This window comes from Flavobacteriales bacterium (assembly GCA_016699575.1).
In the GTDB taxonomy this organism is placed as follows: Bacteria; Bacteroidota; Bacteroidia; order Flavobacteriales_F; family PHOS-HE28; genus PHOS-HE28.
The window spans coordinates 2,116,590-2,134,884 of record CP064979.1 but is presented as its reverse complement, the minus strand read 5'-3'; the positions used below and the strand labels follow the sequence as shown (position 1 = coordinate 2,134,884).

Genomic DNA, 18,295 nt, shown 5'->3' with positions numbered 1-18,295 from the left:
CATGTTGGCACTGGGATAGGCCGCGGCCACCCGGGCCCGTGCGCGCGCAATAGCCTTGCGCCGTGATCGGCGAACGGACCACCAAGGTGGAGCGTGACGTGGCGCGGCGCATCGGGCGCAGCATTACGCGGCTGCTGGTATGGCTCAGCAACCTGCTGCCCAAGCGGTTCAAGCAGATCACCATGCTGGCCCTGCCCTACCAGGTGGCGGCCATCATCACCGTCTTCATCGCCGTGGGGTACACGTTGTTGTTCCGTTGGGTGGAGCAAGCCCAGATGTACTTGCTCGGTTTCCATCCGGACTGGATCTTCGTAACGGCACCGCTCTGCTTCCTGTTCAGCTGGTGGCTGGTGCGCACCTTCGCCCCGTACGCCGGCGGTAGCGGTATTCCGCAACTGATGGCCGCCGTGGAGGTGGCCGATGAGACCACGCGCGACCGCAGTTGGCGCTTCCTCAACCCGCGCATCATCCTGGTGAAGATCGCCAGCAGCCTGGCCATGGTGCTGGGCGGCGGCGCCGTGGGGCGCGAGGGGCCCACGCTGCAGATAGCGGGCAGCGTGTTCCGTGCAGTGCACCAATACCTGCCCTCCTTCTGGCCGAAGATCCAACGGCGCATGATGATCATCACCGGCGGCGCGGCAGGCCTCAGCGCTGCGTTCAACACCCCGTTAGGGGGTATCGTGTTCGTGATCGAAGAATTGACCAAGACCCACATCGCGCAGTTCCGCACTGCGGTGTTCTCCAGTGTCATCATCGCGGGCATGACGGCCCAGTGGCTCATCAGCTCCTACTTCGGCGGCGAACTGCTCTACCCGAAGCTCGGTGCGGTCGGCCCATCGTTCATGTACAAGGTGCTGCTCATCTCGCTACCGTGCGGGTTGCTGGGGGCCCTCTTCTGCAAGGTGCTGCTAGCCACCGACAAATTCAGGCGCAGTCTGAAAAAACGATCGGCCCAGGCGTTGATGGCACTGGGTTGCGCGCTGGCGTTCGCCACGTGCGCGCACTATCTCGGCCCGCACACACTGGGAAGCGGCGGGCACTTCATGTCGGAGTACCTCTTTAGTGCGGAACAGGTGGACCCCGGTTACAAGGATGTGATCGCGCGGCTGCTCGGGCCCATCTTCACGGCATCGGCAGGTGGCGCAGGCGGTACGTTCGGGCCCAGCCTCGCAGGGGGTGCGGCCGTGGGCGGCTGGGTGGCGCAATGGTTCGAGCCCAGTCGCGGTGAATTCAACGTGCTGGTGCTCTGCGGCATGACGGCCTTCCTCACAGGCACCTCACGATCACCGTTCACCTGCGCCATCCTGGTGCTGGAGATGACGGACCGGCACAGCATCATCCTGCAGCTCATGTACGCCGCCATGGTGGCCTACCTCATCAGCCAGACCATCGACAAGCGCAGCTATTATGAGCGCATGAAGAAGCGCCTGCTGGACACCCTGCCCGAGTGGAAAGGCTGGCGCCACACCGACGATGGTACCGGTGACCAGAGCGTGCCGGGCTTGGGGTAGTTTCGCGGCGTGAAACAATACCACGACCTGCTGCGCCACATCCTGGACAATGGTGTGAGCAAGCGCGACCGTACCGGCACCGGCACCATCAGTTGTTTCGGCTACCAGATGCGGTTCGATCTCAGCGAAGGGTTCCCGCTGCTCACCACCAAGAAGCTGCACACCAAGAGCATCATCCACGAACTGCTCTGGTTCCTGCAAGGCGACACCAACATCGCCTACCTGAAGGAGAACGGTGTGCGCATCTGGGACGAGTGGGCCGACGCCGATGGCAACCTCGGGCCCGTGTACGGCAAACAATGGCGCAGCTGGGCCGCACCGGATGGCCGCACCATCGATCAGATCGCCGACGTGGTGAACATGATCAAGAAGAACCCCGACAGCCGCCGCCTCATCGTGAGCGCGTGGAACCCGGCCGATGTGCCCAACATGGCACTGCCGCCGTGCCATTGCCTGTTCCAGTTCTTCGTGGCGGATGGCAAGCTCAGCTGCCAGCTCTACCAGCGCAGTGCGGATACCTTCCTCGGCGTGCCGTTCAACATTGCGAGCTACGCGCTGCTGACGATGATGATGGCGCAGGTGTGCGGCCTGAAGCCCGGCGAGTTCGTGCACACCTTCGGCGATGTGCACCTCTACAACGACCACCTCGAGCAAGCGCAACTGCAGCTCACGCGCGACTGCCGTCCGCTGCCGACGATGGAGATCGATCCTTCGGTGACGGATCTGTTCGCCTTCCGCTTCGAGCACTTCACACTGAAGAACTACGACCCGCACCCGCACATCAAGGCGGCCGTCTCGGTATGATCGTTTCCGCCATCGTGGCCGTCAGCGAGAACGGCATCATCGGGCGCAAGGGCGATCTGCCGTGGCGCTTGCCCGACGACATGAAGTTCTTCCAGCGCACCACCATGGGCCACCATGTGATAACGGGCCGCAAGAACTGGGACAGTATTCCGCTGAAGTACCGCCCGCTGAAAGGTCGGCCCAACATCGTGGTAACGCGCAACGCGGACTTCGATGCGCCGGGCGCAGTGGTGGTGGGCAGTTTGAACGAAGCGATCGCACTGGCGCGCCACGAAGGTGACGTTGAAGCCTTCATCATCGGCGGCGGCGAGATCTACAAGGAAGCATTGCGCGAAGGGCTGGTGGACCGGCTCTACATCACCCGGGTTCATGCGCACATCGACGGCGATACCTCGTTCCCGTCCATCCCGACCAACGAGTGGAAGGAAGTCTGGCGCGAAGAGCATGCTGCCGATGCACAGCACGGGCATGCGTTCACCTTCCAGAGGCTGGAACGATTGCCCTAGCGCACTGATCCGCCCAGACTTGTCGTTTCCCTTCCGAGGGCGATCAAACCTTGGCCCCCCACTTGCCGTCAGAAGGCCGGAACACGCAATCAACCCCATCATGCACACCAACAAGCTCATTGCCATAACCGCATCGGCGCTCCTCGCCCTGGCAGCCTGCCGCAAAGAGGACAAAGACCCTGTGGACAGCGATTACACCAGTGCCATCGACAACAGCTTCGGCGAGGCCCTCTTCAACGACGCGTTGAAGCAGACCGACGATGCGGCCAGCGACGGTGGCATACGCGCCATGCTCGATGGCTGTGTCGACACGGTGATCATCGACCTGAACGCCAACCCGCACACCATGTTCATCGACTTCGGTCCCACCAACTGCCAGGGCACCGATGGCCGTTACCGCCGCGGCAGCCTCATGGTCACCTTCACCGGTGGCTACAGTGATCCCGGCACCGTCATCACCATCACACCGCAGGACTATTACGTGAACGACTACCGCGTGCAAGGCACGAAGACGGTGACCAACATGGGAGCTGACACCAATGGCAACACCTACTTCACGGTGGAAGTGGCCGGCACTATCACTGCGCCCAACAACCAATGGACCAGCACGCACAACGCGAGCCGCGTGCGCACGTGGGTGGCCGGTGAAGGCACTGGAACGCCGTACGACGATGTGTACCTCATCACTGGCACGGGCAACGGCACCAACCGCAACAATGTGCCCTATACGCTGAACATCGACCAAGCGCTGCGCATCGAGATCGGGTGTCCATACATCGTCAGCGGCCAGGTCACCATCACCCCGCAGAACCTCTCGCCGCGCACCGTGAACTTCGGCAGCGGCAGTTGTGATGACGACATCAGCGTAACGGTGAACGGCAACACGTACTACTTCAACGGCCAGTAGCGTTCTCTGCCAAACCCCAACAGGGGCTTGAAGTGGCGGGCCCTGCCTTCTTGGAACGAGGCGGGGCTCGTCATTTGCCACCGCAACGACGCAACGGACGCAACGATGTTGATGCGACGGCCCATCGTTCCCTTGGGACCCGTGGTGGCATTGCGATAGGAACCGAGCAGTTTGTGTGGTGCAGCCGTTGCGTTCGTCGCGCGGTTGCGGTTCTTCTCTCCTCATTTACACGTCTGACCGTTCCATCACCGCCGTCGCCGTTCGTCACCGTTAGTCCCACATCCGCTGGGGGTCGCGCTAGTTTCGTGCTGGCCGGGCGGATCAATGGATCCAGGGTTTCCGAGGTTTCATAGCGCAACAAGCCGACCGGCCAGGGCAGTCCCGACAACCTCGGGACTGTTCCGTTGATGGACTGAACGATGGCATACTTCCGAGGACTCCCCTTCCGCTTCCGCACCGCATGGTTGATCGCCTTTGGCCTAGCGACCCTGTTCTTGCTTCAGGCTTGGCTAAAGAGCAACCTCATCATGGAGGACCCCGAAAAGGCCGAGCCGTTCAGCTGGTGGCGCGAGGCACCCGTCCCCTATCTCAACTACCTCTTCTGGGCGCTGCTGCTGCCGCTGGTGTACAGGGCACTCCTGGCATGGCCGCTCACCGCAAGGCCCATGTGGAGGCACATTGCCATCCTATCGCTTATCGGCCTCTTGCTGGGCACCCTGCACGAAGTAACCACCAGCATGATGTATTACAGCATCCTCTGGACCCAGGATATCTTCTTCTTCAACCAGGAGTACATGATGTGGGCGCTGAAGGCGCTGCCACCCGCGCTCGTGGGCCGCTTCATGGAGTTCTGGGTGCTCATCGGTGTCCTTGGCGCCGTTGTGCAGTACCAAGCCGTGCTGGCCAAACAAACCGAACTCGCCCAGCTCGCTGCCGAGCTGCAAGGCGCACAGCTCAACGCGTTGCGCAAGCAGTTGCAGCCGCACTTCCTCTTCAACACGCTCAACACAGTGAGCGCCCTCATGGACACCGATGTGAACGGGGCGCGAAAGGTGCTCAGCCGCCTGGGCCAGCTGCTGCGCGTTACGCTGGACAACACCAAGCGCGAGCGCACAACGCTCGGAAAGGAGATCGACTACATCGGCAACTACCTGGGTATCGAATCGGTGCGTTTCCAGGACCGGTTGCAAGTGCGCTACGCCGTGCCCGACGATTTGCGCAATGCACTGGTGCCCTCGCTCATCCTTCAACCCTTGGTGGAGAACAGCGTGAAACACGGGCCGGACAGCATGAGCGGCGCCGTGGAGATCGCTATCGAGGCCGAACGGAGTGACGAATGGTTGACGCTTCGTGTAAAGGACAACGGCAAAGGATGTCAAGGCGTCCATGAGGCGATGGAAACCGGAGGCATCGGCCTGCGCAACGTGCGCGATCGCCTGCAATTGATCTACGGCGAGAGCGGCACCATTGAAGTGTCCTCTCCCGGTGGCAAAGGCTTCCACGTCACCATCATCATCCCCTACGAACCTGCAGGGCATTAGCCCGAAAACGTCCAACCCAAGGAACCTGCTCCCATGAAACACATCCGCACCATCATCGCCGACGATGAACCCGTGGCCCGCGCCCGCGTGGCCCGCCTGCTGCAACAGGACCCCGAGATCGAGCTGGTGGCCGAATGCCGCAACGGCAGCGAAGCCATCGAGGCCGTGAACAAGCACAAGCCGGATCTCATGTTCCTCGATGTGCAAATGCCGCAAGTGAACGGCTTCGAGGTGGTGCAGCAACTGGGCAAGGAGCGCATGCCCTTCGTGGTGTTCGTCACCGCGCACGACCAGTACGCACTGAAAGCCTTTGACGTGAACGCCGTTGACTTCCTGCTGAAACCCTACGACGACGACCGCTTCCATGCCTCGCTGAGCAAGGCCAAGAAGTGGATGGACATGCGTTTCAGCAGCAAGCTCACCGGCAAGCTCATGGACCTGATGCGCGAGCACATGCATGCCAACAGCGAATACACGGAGACCATCGTCATCCGGGAGCGTGGCCGCGAGTGGCGCGTGGGCGTGGACGACCTGGTGTTCATGCGCGCCGAGGGCAACTACCTGCACCTGCAACTGAAGGACAAGCACCACCTCTACCGCATGACGATGAACGCCGTGGAGACCGAGTTGGACCCGAGCCGCTTCCTGCGCATCCACCGCAGCTACATCATCAACATGGCCCACGTGCGCAGCCACCGTTACAGCGGCAACAACGAGTTCATTTTCAGCATGAACAACGGCGAGCGCATCGTGAGCGGACGCAGCTACAAGGAGCACATCAGCAAGGCGCTCACGGAGCTGAACGCCTGACTCCCTCCCGCGCTCGCAAACAGCCGCCTCATTGAAGCTTTAGCCTTGGAGCTTGAAGCTTCGCCCACCCCATCCCCCACCATCCATCAACTCGGGCAAGACACGGCCACACACTGCCACTAGCTTTCGTACCCAACCCTTGTTGCCATGCGTACCTCCACCCTCATCATCGGCACGGCCATCGTCTTCGCGGCGTGGCCCTTCCGCATCAAAGCACAGTACTCCCAGCTCGACCTTCCACGGGAAAGCCAAGCCGCGCAGGTGACGCAACGGATCGGCACCACCGACATCACGGTGAACTATAGCCGGCCCAGCGCCAAGGGCCGCACCATCTGGGGCGATCCCGCTGAGGCGGGACAGGTCGTGGTGCCCTACGATGGCATCTGGCGCGCAGGAGCCAACGAGAACACCACCCTCACTTGCACCGACGCCATCACCGTGGAAGGCAAGCAGATCCCGGCGGGCACATACGGCCTGCACATGATCCCCACCAAGGGCGATTGGACCATCATCATCAGCAAGGACCACAACGCTTGGGGCTCCTTCTTCTACAAGGAAGCCAACGACGCGGCGCGCGCCACCGTGAAACCACGACCCTGCGCCATAACGGAACAGGTCACCTACGACTTCGCCAATGTGGTGAAGGACGGCGCCACGCTCACGATGCGCTGGGCCGACGTGGAAGTGCCCATCAAGATCGGCGTCGACGTGCATGGGATCATCCTCGCCAGCATGAACGACCAGCTGCAGGGGCTCACCGCCTTTGGCTGGGAAGCCTGGTACGAAGCGGCGCACTACTGCCACATGGAGAAGATCGCCCCCGAGAAGGCCATGGCCTGGGTGGATCGCAGCATTGCACGCCAGCCCAATTTCGAGAACCAGAGCCTGAAAGCCGACCTGCTGACGGCCGCGGGCAAGACCGGAGAAGCCGAGGTCTTCCGCAAGAAGATGCTGGAGAACGCGAGCAACGCCGACATGAACGCGTACGGCTACCAGCTCGTGAACCAAGGCCGCCTTGCCGAAGCCGTCAAGATCTTCGAGCAGAACGCCAAGCGCCACCCCAAAGACCCCAACGTGCACGACAGTCTGGGCGAAGGCTACATGATGAACGGCCAGAACGACCTCGCCATCAAAGCCTTCAAGAAATCGCTGAGCATGAACCCGCCCGAGAACGTGAAAGCCAATTCGGTCAAGTGCCTCAAGAAGCTCGGCGTGGACACAAGTGCTTGGGAGAAGGCGACCAATTCTTGATGCTGGTATCCGTTGGCTGTTGGCCATTGGCTCCGTCGGCGCTTCGCACCAGGTTGCTGCGATCCCGCGATGTGTGGCTACCTCACCCTTAGCACAGCAGAGCTAACGGCCAAAAGCCAACAACCATCGTGAATCAACTTGGGCGCGAACCGAGCCCCTGAACCGCTCCCCTTGCACAGCAGAGCTAACAGCCAACGGCAAACGGCAAACAACCTGAATGCGAGCCAAGCGCCTCAACCGCTCCCCTTGCACAACTGAGCTAAGAGCCAAAAGCCAACAGCCATCGGCTGAGTTCACTTCCTCTTGAAGATCCTCTCGAACAACCCCGGCTTCCGCTCCACACTGTCGGGCAGTGTCGTGTAGTCGGTCTCTTTCTTCTTGAACACCTGTTCGATGAGCTCTTCCAACGCGCTAGGGTCGCGCCATCCCGGGCAATCGAGGTCGATGTCGTACTCCTGCACCCAATCGAGCGGACGGATATAGCGCTTGCGCAAGTCCGGTGCTCGCTGGATGCCCGCGAACACCTGGCCGGCAATGGGCAGCGCCAGTTGTGAGCCGGTGCCGAGGCCGCTGTTGAAGTGGATCTTCGGATCGCGCGCGCCCACCCAAGTGCCCACGACAAGTCCCGGCGTGTAGCCGATGAACCACGCGTCGCTGTTCTCCTGCGAAGTGCCCGTCTTGCCCGCGAGCGGCACCGTGACACCGTAGCGTGAACGCAGAGCAGCCCCGGTGCCACTGTCCACCGCGCGTTGCAGCATGGCGGTGATGGCCGCCGCAGTTGCCGCTTGCACGGCCGTGCTGCTCTTTGTGTTCGGCGCTTTGTAGAGCACCTTGCCTTCGGCGTCGGTGATCTTCTCGATCATGCGTGGTTCCACTTTGGTCCCCCGCATGGCGAACGCACCGTAGGCCCTCACGATCTGTTGCAGCGATACATCGAGCGCACCCAATGAGATGGCCGGCTTGTCCATATCGCGCCAAGGAAGACCGAGTGCCTTCAATGTGTTGCCGATGGTGTCCTGTCCCGTGCGGAAGTACAAGTCAACCGTCGGGATGTTCATGCTCTTGGACAGCGCCTGCCACATGGCCACACGGCCGCCGGTGGTATCCCGGTCGTAGTTGCGCGGCGTCCAGTCGTACTCCGTGTAGGTGCGCACCTCGTTGTTGAAGTAGTCGCAGGGTTGCAGGCCGCGCTCCAAGGCGGCCGAATAGATCACCGGCTTGATCGCACTGGCAATGGGGCGCTCGCCCGTCACCTGGTCGTAGGGCAGATAGCGATGGTCGTTGCCGCCCACCCATGCGCGCACGTTCCCAGTGCTAGGCTCCAACATCAGCACGGCGGCGTTCAGCAACCGCTCATAGTGCCAGAGGCTGTCGCGATAACTGATCGTATCGGCGGGCGCATCGTCCCAAGTGAACACCTGCCGCACTTTCCGATCATCGTTCTTCCACGCGCGGCCGCCCTTCTTCTGCATTCGTTTCTCCCATGCCTTGCGCGCATTGCGGCTTTTCAGCTCGCGGTCGAGCTTCGGCTGCATGGCGCTCAACTGTTCCTCAGCGGCCAGCAGCGCCAGCCGTTGCAGCCCGGGGTCCAACGTGGTGTGGATCCGCAGGCCGTCTTTCTCGAGGTCGTACGCAGTGCCCGTCTTCTTCGCGACTTCCGCCAAGCGCTTCTCGGCTTCGCCCTTTACGCGGTGGGTGAAGTAACCGAAGTCGTCGAAGGCATCGTTGCCGGAATACCGCAATGTGAGCGGTAGCGCACGCAAGCTGTCCTTCTGCGCCGCGTTCAGATAACCCCGCCGGGCCATGAGCTCCAGCACTTGGTCGCGGCGTCCGCGTGCATTCCCGGGGTTGATCCGCGGGTTGTAGGTCGTGTTGGCCTTGAGCATGCCTACGAGCACGGCAGCCTCTTCGGCACGCAACTGCTTAGCTGACTTGCTGAAGAAACGGCGCGCTGCGCTTTCCACGCCGTACACGTTCTCGCCGAACGGCACTGAGTTCAAGTACAACAGAAGCACGTCCTCCTTCGTGTACACCTCCTCCAAGCGCGTGGCCACAATGGCCTCCTTCATCTTGTTCACCGGTACGGTGAGCATGCCGTGGCGCTGGCGACCGTAAAGGTTCTTGATGATCTGTTGGCTGATGGTGCTTCCACCGCCACCGCTCTCATCGCCACCGAGCAACGTGCGGAAGAACACTCGCACATAGCTACGGCCGTCAACGCCCTTGTGATCGAAGAACCGCTGGTCCTCGGTGGCTACCAGTGCATCGATGAGGTGTTGCGGCAGGTCGGTGTACGGGATGTTGGTCCGGTCCTCGGCGAAGATCTTCCCAATGATGGAGCCGTCCATGGCCAGCACCAACGTGGCCTCTTCGTTGCGAACGGCCGCCAGCTCCTCCTTGCTCGGCAGCTTGCCGAACGCGCCACCGCGCACCATGAGCAGCAGCACGACGAAAGCCAGTACAATACCCAACAGCAGGATCAGGAGCCACTTGATCCAGATCCGCTTGCCGCTCTTTCCCTTGCCGCTCTTCCGCTTCGCCATTGCTCGTTGCCCACCTGGAACGCGGACAGGACGCGAAGCAACATGATCAAAGGACCATTGCAGGGGTTACGGCACCTCTTCTTTCACGGCATTCTCAACCAACCAAGCGCCCTACGACTGTCCAGGCGCCATTTGCCGTCGTGCATTTCAAGAACGATCGCTTCCCGCGTGGTCCCACAATTCTGTTGAACGATCTCCACCTCGCCGTCCTCGACACTGCTGACGATCGCCACGTGCCCGTACGGGTTCCCCTTCCAACCATCGAGCACCAGCAGGTCACCGGGCTGCGGTTTCGACGCACTGTTGTTGCGGAACTGCAACAGACCGCGCGCCGTGTTCAGTGCGCCATCGGCCACCGCCGTATCGAAAAAGTCCTTCGCGTGGCCAAAGCTGTTCGGCATTCGGTGGTTGTAGCGCTCCAGGTAGTAGCGCTTCACGAACTCCACGCACTGGTAGCGCAGTCCCACGTTGTAGCCGTCCACAACGTTGCGGCTGCTCACATTGCCCATGCCCCCGTTGTGATGCACGACAACGCCATCGAGCGAGTCGAGGGGTGCGCCGATCGCGATCGGGGTGCGCTCAGGGAACAGCGGGTGGTACTGGTTCCAAACGACCATGGCGAGCACGATGGCGCTCAACAGGAACAGGGTCTTCCAGCGCCAGTTCACCGTATGGCTTCGTCACATGAGGATACCCGCCAGCGTCGCGCTCATGTAACTGGCCAGGGTACCGCAGAAGAGCGCCTTCAAACCGAGCTTGGCCAGGTCGGCACGGCGGGTGGGCGCCAGCTCACCAATACCACCGATCTGCATGCCCACACTGCTGAAGTTGGCGAAGCCGCAGATGGCGATGCTCACGATCAGCAAGCCCTTTTCCGTGACGACTTTCTGTGTGCCGTCGCTCAGGTGCTGGAAGGCGAGGAACTCGTTCACTGTGAGCTTCTCACCGAGCAGCGTGGCCACACTGGTGAGGTCCTCGGAAGGCACGCCCATGGTCCAGGCCAGCGGGGTGAACAGCTTTCCGAAGACCCAATCGAGGGTGAGTGCGAAGTCGAGCCCGCACGCGTGACCGATGGTCGTCATCAGGTAATTGATGAGGGCAATGAGCGAAATGAAGCCGATGAGCATGGCGATCACGTTCATGGCGATCTTGAAGCCGTCCCCGGCGCCATGGCCGATGGCGTCGATCACGTTCACATAGTTGCTCTTCACCTCAAGCTTCACGCTGCCCATGGTCTGGCTCTCTTCCGTCTCCGGCCACACGATCTTGCTGATGACCAAGGCCCCGGGCGCTGCCATCAGACTGGCGGCAATGAGGTTGGCGGCGAGGTCCATACCGGCGCGCTCGCCCATGCCCACGTAAACGATAAGGATACCTCCAGCGATACAGGCCAGTGAACCTGTCATGCTTGCGAGCAACTCACTCTTCGTCATGCCTGCCAGATAGGGCCGGATCATCACCTGCGCCTCGACCTGTCCGACGAACGCACTGGCCACATTGCTCAGCGCTTCCGCACCGCTCACACGCATCACGAAGTTCATCGCCTTGGCCACGACGCCCACGATGAACTGCATCACCTTGAGGTGGTAGAGGATGGCTACCAGCACGCAAACGAGAATGATGGTGGCGGTGATGTTGAACGCGAAAATGAAACCGCCTTGCATGAACGTGCCGATGGTTCCGTCGAAATGGTCCACTCCGATGCCGCCCCACACGAACTCAGCGCCTTTGCGGGCCGCATGCTCCACATCGCCCATGCGCCGACCGAGCCATTGGAACGCACGCTTCACGATGTCCACCTTGAAAATGAGCACCGCAATGAGCACCTGCAATCCGATGCCGCTAAGCACCAAACGGTAGTTGATGCGTTTGCGATTGTTGCTGGCCAGGAAGGCAAGGCCCAGGATGAGGGCCACGCCGATGAGACCGGTGAAACGCTCCATGCTACTCGTCGTTGTCGTCGTCGGTGTAGCTGTCGGGCTCGGGCTTCGGTTTGGCCGTGAGCACGCGGTAGAAGAAGTAGCCGGTAAGTGAGATGACCGTGCCCATCGCAACGATCATCAGGACAAGTGCTTCGGTGTTCATTTTGCCCGGGCTTTCAAGTTGGCCTTGCGCTTCAGGTACGCCACGCGCACGAACCACGCAATGGTGAGGAACATGAGCAGCAGGAGTATCCGTGCACCATGTACCTGCCAAGGCAGGCCGGCGGCGGTGATCTTGTCCCAAATGCCCGGCAACGAGCCCAGGAACACGACAGCAATGAAGAAGGGGGTCACGAACATGATGATGTACTTGAAGACCACTGGCACCTTGATGTCGGCGCCCGCATTGATCTCCTTCCAGCCTTTGTCCATTCCGAAGATCCAGGCGAAGAGGATGATCTCGAAAAGCGCGAACACCACCAATCCCACCGTGCCCGCCCAATAGTCGTACTCATCGAACACACCCTCCTTGAAATACAGCACGCACGGCAGGCCGAGAACCAAAATGATGAGCCCGAAGAACCATGCCGCCGGTTTATGCTTCCACCCGAATTCGTCTTTCAAGAAACCCATTACGGGTGTTCCCATGGCCAGCGAACTGGTGATGCCCGCGAAGAACAGCAAACCGAACCAGCAAACGCCGGCCACCAATGCCAAGGTCGGGCCCCACTGCGTAAAGAGGTAGGGCAGCGTCTTGAAGCCAAGCCCTAGACCGCCGCTCCGGGTCATCTCCACCACCTTATCAATGCCGAGATAACCGATGCTGATGGGTATGATGATGCTGGCGCCGAGCACCACTTCCACGAACTCGTTCATCCAACCTGCGCTCATCGCGTTCAGCGCTATGTCGTCCTTCTTCTTAACGTAGCTCGCATAGCACTGTATGCTGCCCATGCCCACGCTGAGGGTGAAGAAGATCTGGCCCGCGGCCGCCAACCACACCTTGCCGCTCCATATGCTGCTGTAATCGGGGGTCCATAGGAAGTTGAGGCCCATGGTACCGTCGTTCACTGCCCCATGCTCACCGGCTTTGAGGGTGATGCCCTGAAAGGCGAGGATGATGCCGAACAGGATCAGCAAAGGCATTCCGACTTTCGCCACCTTCTCAACACCACCGCTAAGACCTTGCGCCAAGATCCAGGTATTGAGCACCAAGCAGACGACCCAGAACACGATAGGTTCGTAGGGGATCCCCGTCATGGATGTGTTGATGTCCACGTAGTTACCGAAGAAGCCCGCCACTTGCTCGGCGGTTTGACCATTGAACGTGCCGGCGATGCTGTGCCACAGGTAGCTCAATGTCCAACTCTCCAAATAACAGTAGTAGGCTGCAACGGCGATGTTCGTGAAGATGCCGAACACACCGATGTACTTCCAAAGGGCCCGCTTGGGGTCCATTTCGTGCAGGATGAAGGGCGTGCTGTGGTTCCCTTTGCGGCCGCCAAAGCGTCCCATGCTCCACTCCACCCAAAGCAGCGGTATGCCCATCAATAGAAAGCAAACCAGATACGGAATGATGAAAGCGCCGCCACCGTTCTGGATGGCCTGAACCGGAAAGCGCAGGAAGTTTCCCAAGCCCACGGCATTACCTGCCATGGCCAGGATGAGGCCCACGCGCGAGCCCCAGGACTCCACATTTTTTGACATGCCGAACGGTTAGGTGCGGGCAATGTAGCCGAGGTGGGCATTCGGCACGACAAGAAGTGATCGCGCGACGGTGGAGAAGAGCAAAGCCCTGGTTCCAACCTAGGCCTTGACGCCAACCCAACCAACTCTCCTACTGCACAAAGAATCGCGCCTTTGGGCGCAGCGCGCCTTGCTTCATCTTTTAGCCTAGTAGCGGCATGAATCGTTGCATGAACGGTGGAAAACGCCGGAGCCGCGATAGGATTAAGCGCATCCTATCGCGGCTCCGCTGCTTCTTTGTCCCTAGGACGCCTTGCTCAAGCTCAACTGCTGCACCGTGCTGTTGTCGCCGTCCAGCACCATTACGTAGAGCTCTTCTCCCATCAGCTCAGCAATGCGGATGCGCGTCTCCAAGCCGGTGATGCCACCGCTCTTGAGGATGTGCCCGGCACGATCACAGATGTCGAACAAGGCCTCGCCGCTGTTGGGCTTGTAGCGCAGCATGAGCACGTCGCCATGCTGCTCGAAACTGAGACCCGTGGGTGCGTTGCGTTCCATGACGATGGTCGTTGGTGCAGGCTTTCTACGGCGCCCGCCCGACCTTGGTTACAGCAGGACCGGTCGCAGGAAACCAAGAGGCCCGGCCGATGGCCGGGCCTCTTGGTTCAGAAGCTCTGCAGGTCCACGGGCCTCATCACCCCGAACCATTTCAGGACCCGCTCGCCAAGGCCCGGGGCCTCCACATGGCACAGGTAGGTTCCTCCCGCTATGGGAACGCTCGATGCATTGAGCAGGTCCCAGTCCATGTATGTAAGCCCATTGTCCTTGTTCAACCTGCGGATGAGCGTGCCGCTGACGCTGTAGATGCTGATACTGCACCGCTGCGGGAGGTTGATGAACTTGATGCGATTGTCCAAGCGGTCCGTTTCGTAGCCGCTGAACGCGTAGTACGGATTGGGCACCACGCCGATGATGTCCAACGCTTCCTCCGCTACCGGCTGCTGCATGGTCTGCACGGCGAGGCCCTGCGTGCTGAACCGGTACAGCGGCAGCCCATCGTTCAGCTGTGGGTCAATGGCCGGTTCGTACGACGCAAAAGGCTGCACGTACGGCTCATAAGGTCTCGCAACGTTCAGCCGCACCCGTGCCTCGCATTCCAAGAGCGTGTGCCCTTCGGCCAGCATGGTGCTGCCCACCCAGGCTATCGCGTTCCATACCCGCTGGCGCCCGAGGAAAGTGCCCGACTGCAAACCTTGACGGATGTATTCGCCACCATCGTACTGTGGGACCCTGTTGGCATTGGCATCGGTGCGCCGTTCGTTGCGCCATACGAAAACCCAATGTTGCCCGCCGATAACGGGCGCACCCAGGTTGGTGGCCAGTCGTGCCGTCGGGTTCCACTTCATGTCGTTCCCGTTCTCGCCCACCAAATGACTGTCTTCGCCGAAACCGATGTTCAGCCGCTCGCCCGTGCCAAGGTCGATGGCATAACCCGGGAACCAGCCCATGCCCGTACCCGTGCCGTCCGGGTCGCCGTTCTTGTCCACACTGGGATCATTGCGCAACCAGAGCTTCGGTGCAGTATCGGCAAGCAGTGGATTGTCCTGCATCTCCAGCACCGGGCACCGGCTCCACTTGTCACGGTCCGGGGTGAAGACCACCACCACATCGGGCAGCGTCCGCAGGTCGAAGCCGTTCTTCACGTCATCGAGCACGTCCTTGCTAATGGGGTGGAACTCTTCTTCACCGGCCAGCGCGAAGGGCGCCCATGTGCCACCCAGCAACTGCTCGTACGCTTCATCCATGTCGAAGCCCGGGCGGTCGTCATACCGATCGTAGCCCCCGGAATCCGTGTTCCACTCTATACCCCCGCGGATCCAGTTGAACGGCACAGGACCGTCCTCGTCCACCACGCCCGTGAGCCAGTCCTTGTCCGTGTCTTCGAATGATAGCTCGCCTTGCAACGCGCGGATGTTCACCTCCTTCTCAAGCCCAACGAAGTTGTCCTGCTGGAAGTACACCGTGTCCCATGTGCTCTGTTCGATCATTACGCTCAAGCCCCATTGCGGGATCAGCTGGTCTTCGGCGACGGCGATGCTGCGTTGGCTTGTCACCGTTTCCCCCGTGGACAGGTTGGTGAGCACCCAATCGCTTATGGGCACATGGTCCGTGGTCATGTTCGTGAAGCGCAGTTCGAACTCCGCTGCTGGAACACGCAGGGGGTCGATGACCCGCACGCTCACAGGGCCCATGCCCGCTTTGTACGTGAGTTCATCCACCCGGCCATCCGGATCGTTGATGATCGCGCGTTCCGTTCCCTCATCGATGAGGATCGGCAGGTTGCCATGGCCCTGGCCCTCGACACGCGTGATCGGCGGTTCATCACCGTACTGCGCCTGCTGCACGGTGCCGAACGCTTCGGGCACCGGCTTGTGCGGCACCACCGCAATGCTCGTGATGCCCGCGCCATTGAAGGCCCTGCGGCTCGCCAAGTAAGGGTAGGCCTGACCGGAACGTTCCACTGGGTTGTAAGGCTTCCACTCATTGTGCGCGTAAGCGATGACCATGAAGTAGTACGTCCTGAAATTCACCAAGCGCACATCCCCCTGCGCGAATTTGTCCTCGGTGATGCGCACGCTGTGCAGGATGCCGTCATCAGAGCCGCTCACCATTTCCGTCGGTACGGGCAGGCCGATCTGCTCGTTGTTGATGTAGTTGATCAATTGGTCTAGGCCGTCTTCCCGATCGCTCTGGAACACCAGTCGCGCCACGTTCACGTCGTTCAACTGGTCCACGCTCACGGTCGCGTCCTTCACTTGGTACAACTGGTAGCCTTGGAACCGGTAGAAGCGGTCGGTGACCACCGTGTCGGTATCGTTCACCGTGTAGTGGTCCGGAATGATGGGATCCACTTGCGTGTAGCCCTCCCCAACGTTGTTGCCACTTGGGTTGCTCAGGAAGAGGATCACTTCGCGGTCCAGTTCCTGGTGGGTGATCCGCGGCGCGTCCGGGCCGTCCAAGAGCTTGAAGCAGTTGTCGAACAGCGCTTGTGCTTTGTCATCGGCCACGCGCATCTGTTCAACGCTTGCGAACGGACCACCGGTGGTCGCCCGTGCCCACACCACGCCCACGGTCAGGTTGTTCACCGCGCCGGGGTCGAGGCGGAAGGGGCCCGCGCTCTGGAACAACCGCCGATCGTCCTCCTCGTTGCCGGAGCCTTCCTCCGTCCATGCATCCTGCACGACACCGCCCGTTGCCCATCCCACGGGATCACTGTTCCCGGGGAACATGTACGAAGTGGGGGTGTTCGGATCGGCATCCGGGTCCGAGAAATGACCGCTTCCGCCGTAGAGCATCGGTGAATTGTCCAACCAGCGTGCTTGCATGTAGTTGTAGTACTCCACGGCCAGTTCGGGGTCGCCCTGGCCACCGCCGCCACCGTTGTAGTAGATGAAGGCGCGCATGCCGTAACGCTCATTGTCCGCAATACCGTCGCCATAACCGACACCGAGACCTTCGTAGGGGATCCCGTCCTGGGCCACAGCGTCCGCATAGTTCGTGGTCAACGGATTGTCCACGCCATCGGGGTCCTGATAAGGTCCTTGGAAGAAATCGATGCCCAAAGCAGGCGGCTGTTCGCCATAGCCCGGATTGCCGTTGCAGTCATCGTCGACCGCTTGGCCATTGTAGGCATAGGCCAGGCCGCGCTGCACATCGCAGCCCACGTAGTCGTCGTTCGCACAGCCGATGTCGGCATCCACCCACTGTCCGAAATAGGTGTTCAACAACGTCTGCGTTCCCTGGTTGATGAGCTGGTAGTTGTAGAACGTCATGTTGTTCACCTCGTCGTTGGTGGCGAAAGCGAACGCTTGTGCGCGCACCTCCATGCCGATGGCGCGGCCACCGGTTTCGGTGTGCTGGTTCCCGTTGTCATTGAAGACCCACCAGAGGTTCTGATCGCCGAACAGCGGCACGGCATCGTTGCGGTTGATGCCCTTGCATTCAACGATGGGGTCCAGGTTGTAACCCGGTGCGTCGCCATCCTCCGGGTTGTACTGGTCGTCACTATCCAAGTCGAAGAAGGGCGCAAGGAACTCGCTCTCGTTGAGGGCCGTATTGCCGTGCGCGGGCCACTCCAGGAACACGGGCGGCATGGTGTAGCCCGGGAATTCCACCGCCTCGTTGCACAAGGGGTCGCGCTTGCACCGCTCGTAGGCCACATGGCGCTCAACATCCAGGCGGTGCGTCTTCCATATCTCGTCGTACGTGTTGCACTGGTCGCCCGTGATGCTGGCATTGCCATTGGTGGTCAATGGGCCGGGCCAGAAGTCGTTGCCCTGGGCACGATAGGTCACGGCGGCCAGCTTCAGCACATTGTCCGGCGACCGCCCGCCCAGCCAGAGAGCCCCGGCGAAGATGGGATCCGGCCCTGACCGGTCATGGGTCTTGGGTACTTCGTAGCCGGGTTTATCGGCACCACGGTCCTGCCACATGTTGCCGCCGGTCTCCACCAGCGCACGCACGTTGTTCAGGTCTAGCTCGCTCTTGCCGGTGGCCGGTGCACAACCCTCGGCGCGCGCAACATGCGGCACAGGTTGAACACCTGGTGGCAAGTGCTCCGCGATGACGGTCGACGAGCTGTCGAGAACGAACAGGAGCAGGAAAAGCCGAAGGGAAAACGATGAACGGGGGACGTTCAGGAGGTTGGCAAGATGAAGCGTTCCGGCTGGTGCGCGGAGCTGCTTCATTCAATTGGTATCGGTTCGCCGGTGGAAGTTGTACATCGGCCCCACCGGTGGTGGCCGATCGGAGCC

The 18,295-nt window shown here is 60.9% G+C and carries 14 protein-coding genes; 7 read left to right on the top strand and 7 right to left on the bottom strand.

Going from position 1 to position 18,295, the window contains the following annotated elements; translation table 11 throughout:
* Positions 1–62: 62 nt before the first annotated feature.
* The 7 genes from IPJ76_08715 (at position 63) to IPJ76_08685 (ending at position 7,330) form a co-directional block, all read left to right on the top strand.
* Positions 63–1,511 carry a chloride channel protein gene (locus IPJ76_08715; GenBank protein QQR88274.1) on the top strand — a complete coding sequence of 483 codons (1,449 nt, stop codon included), beginning with the start codon at positions 63–65 and terminating at the stop codon, positions 1,509–1,511.
* A 9-nt stretch (positions 1,512–1,520) separates the two neighbouring features.
* Positions 1,521–2,315 carry a thymidylate synthase gene (locus IPJ76_08710; GenBank protein ID QQR88273.1) on the top strand — a complete coding sequence of 265 codons (795 nt, stop codon included), beginning with the start codon at positions 1,521–1,523 and terminating at the stop codon, positions 2,313–2,315.
* A complete protein-coding gene (locus IPJ76_08705) occupies positions 2,312–2,821 on the top strand; it encodes a dihydrofolate reductase (protein ID QQR88272.1) in 510 nt (169 codons plus the stop codon). The genes IPJ76_08710 and IPJ76_08705 overlap by 4 nt, the downstream gene beginning before the upstream one ends.
* A gap of 100 nt (positions 2,822–2,921) precedes the next feature.
* Positions 2,922–3,728: a hypothetical protein gene (locus IPJ76_08700; protein QQR88271.1), complete on the top strand. Its 807-nt coding sequence runs from the start codon at positions 2,922–2,924 to the stop codon at positions 3,726–3,728.
* Between the two features lie 527 nt (positions 3,729–4,255).
* Entirely contained in the window at positions 4,256–5,269 is a 1,014-nt protein-coding gene (locus tag IPJ76_08695; protein ID QQR88270.1) for a histidine kinase, read from the top strand.
* A 33-nt stretch (positions 5,270–5,302) separates the two neighbouring features.
* The gene (locus IPJ76_08690) at positions 5,303–6,079 is read left to right on the top strand and encodes a response regulator transcription factor (GenBank protein QQR88269.1); all 777 of its coding nucleotides are present in this window, start codon (positions 5,303–5,305) and stop codon (positions 6,077–6,079) included.
* Between the two features lie 147 nt (positions 6,080–6,226).
* Positions 6,227–7,330, top strand: a complete 1,104-nt coding sequence (locus IPJ76_08685; GenBank protein QQR88268.1) for a DUF2911 domain-containing protein — start codon at positions 6,227–6,229, stop codon at positions 7,328–7,330.
* Positions 7,331–7,623: 293 nt separating this feature from the next.
* On the opposite strand, the gene IPJ76_08680 is transcribed toward IPJ76_08685, so the two are convergent.
* The 7 genes from IPJ76_08680 to IPJ76_08650 form a co-directional block, all read right to left on the bottom strand.
* The gene (locus IPJ76_08680; protein ID QQR88267.1) at positions 7,624–9,873 is read right to left on the bottom strand and encodes a transglycosylase domain-containing protein; all 2,250 of its coding nucleotides are present in this window, start codon (positions 9,871–9,873) and stop codon (positions 7,624–7,626) included.
* 83 nt (positions 9,874–9,956) lie between these two features.
* The gene (locus tag IPJ76_08675) at positions 9,957–10,490 is read right to left on the bottom strand and encodes a CHAP domain-containing protein (protein ID QQR88430.1); all 534 of its coding nucleotides are present in this window, start codon (positions 10,488–10,490) and stop codon (positions 9,957–9,959) included.
* Between the two features lie 63 nt (positions 10,491–10,553).
* On the bottom strand, positions 10,554–11,816 hold the full coding sequence (locus IPJ76_08670) for a NupC/NupG family nucleoside CNT transporter (GenBank protein QQR88266.1): 1,263 nt from the start codon (positions 11,814–11,816) through the stop codon (positions 10,554–10,556).
* A gap of 1 nt (position 11,817) precedes the next feature.
* A complete protein-coding gene (locus tag IPJ76_08665; GenBank protein ID QQR88265.1) occupies positions 11,818–11,958 on the bottom strand; it encodes a hypothetical protein in 141 nt (46 codons plus the stop codon).
* Positions 11,955–13,502, bottom strand: a complete 1,548-nt coding sequence (locus IPJ76_08660; protein ID QQR88264.1) for a sodium-dependent transporter — start codon at positions 13,500–13,502, stop codon at positions 11,955–11,957. Before IPJ76_08660 ends, IPJ76_08665 begins: the two co-directional genes overlap by 4 nt.
* A gap of 282 nt (positions 13,503–13,784) precedes the next feature.
* Complete coding sequence (locus tag IPJ76_08655) at positions 13,785–14,039, bottom strand: hypothetical protein (GenBank protein ID QQR88263.1); 255 nt, start codon at positions 14,037–14,039, stop codon at positions 13,785–13,787.
* Positions 14,040–14,146: 107 nt separating this feature from the next.
* Positions 14,147–18,229, bottom strand: a complete 4,083-nt coding sequence (locus IPJ76_08650) for a T9SS C-terminal target domain-containing protein (GenBank protein ID QQR88262.1) — start codon at positions 18,227–18,229, stop codon at positions 14,147–14,149.
* Between the last annotated feature and the right edge of the window lie 66 nt (positions 18,230–18,295).

Excerpts from the sequence above, each read along its gene's own strand:
- IPJ76_08705 (QQR88272.1), top strand. The coding sequence starts at position 2,312 with ATGATCGTTTCCGCCATCGTGGCCGTCAGCGAGAACGGCATCATCGGG.
- IPJ76_08700 (QQR88271.1), top strand. The coding sequence starts at position 2,922 with ATGCACACCAACAAGCTCATTGCCATAACCGCATCGGCGCTCCTCGCC.
- IPJ76_08695 (QQR88270.1), top strand. The coding sequence starts at position 4,256 with ATGGAGGACCCCGAAAAGGCCGAGCCGTTCAGCTGGTGGCGCGAGGCA.
- IPJ76_08690 (QQR88269.1), top strand. The coding sequence starts at position 5,303 with ATGAAACACATCCGCACCATCATCGCCGACGATGAACCCGTGGCCCGC.
- IPJ76_08685 (QQR88268.1), top strand. The coding sequence starts at position 6,227 with ATGCGTACCTCCACCCTCATCATCGGCACGGCCATCGTCTTCGCGGCG.
- IPJ76_08680 (QQR88267.1), bottom strand. The coding sequence starts at position 9,873 with ATGGCGAAGCGGAAGAGCGGCAAGGGAAAGAGCGGCAAGCGGATCTGG.
- IPJ76_08675 (QQR88430.1), bottom strand. The coding sequence starts at position 10,490 with ATGGTCGTTTGGAACCAGTACCACCCGCTGTTCCCTGAGCGCACCCCG.
- IPJ76_08670 (QQR88266.1), bottom strand. The coding sequence starts at position 11,816 with ATGGAGCGTTTCACCGGTCTCATCGGCGTGGCCCTCATCCTGGGCCTT.
- IPJ76_08665 (QQR88265.1), bottom strand. The coding sequence starts at position 11,958 with ATGAACACCGAAGCACTTGTCCTGATGATCGTTGCGATGGGCACGGTC.
- IPJ76_08660 (QQR88264.1), bottom strand. The coding sequence starts at position 13,502 with ATGTCAAAAAATGTGGAGTCCTGGGGCTCGCGCGTGGGCCTCATCCTG.
- IPJ76_08655 (QQR88263.1), bottom strand. The coding sequence starts at position 14,039 with ATGGAACGCAACGCACCCACGGGTCTCAGTTTCGAGCAGCATGGCGAC.
- IPJ76_08650 (QQR88262.1), bottom strand. The coding sequence starts at position 18,229 with ATGAAGCAGCTCCGCGCACCAGCCGGAACGCTTCATCTTGCCAACCTC.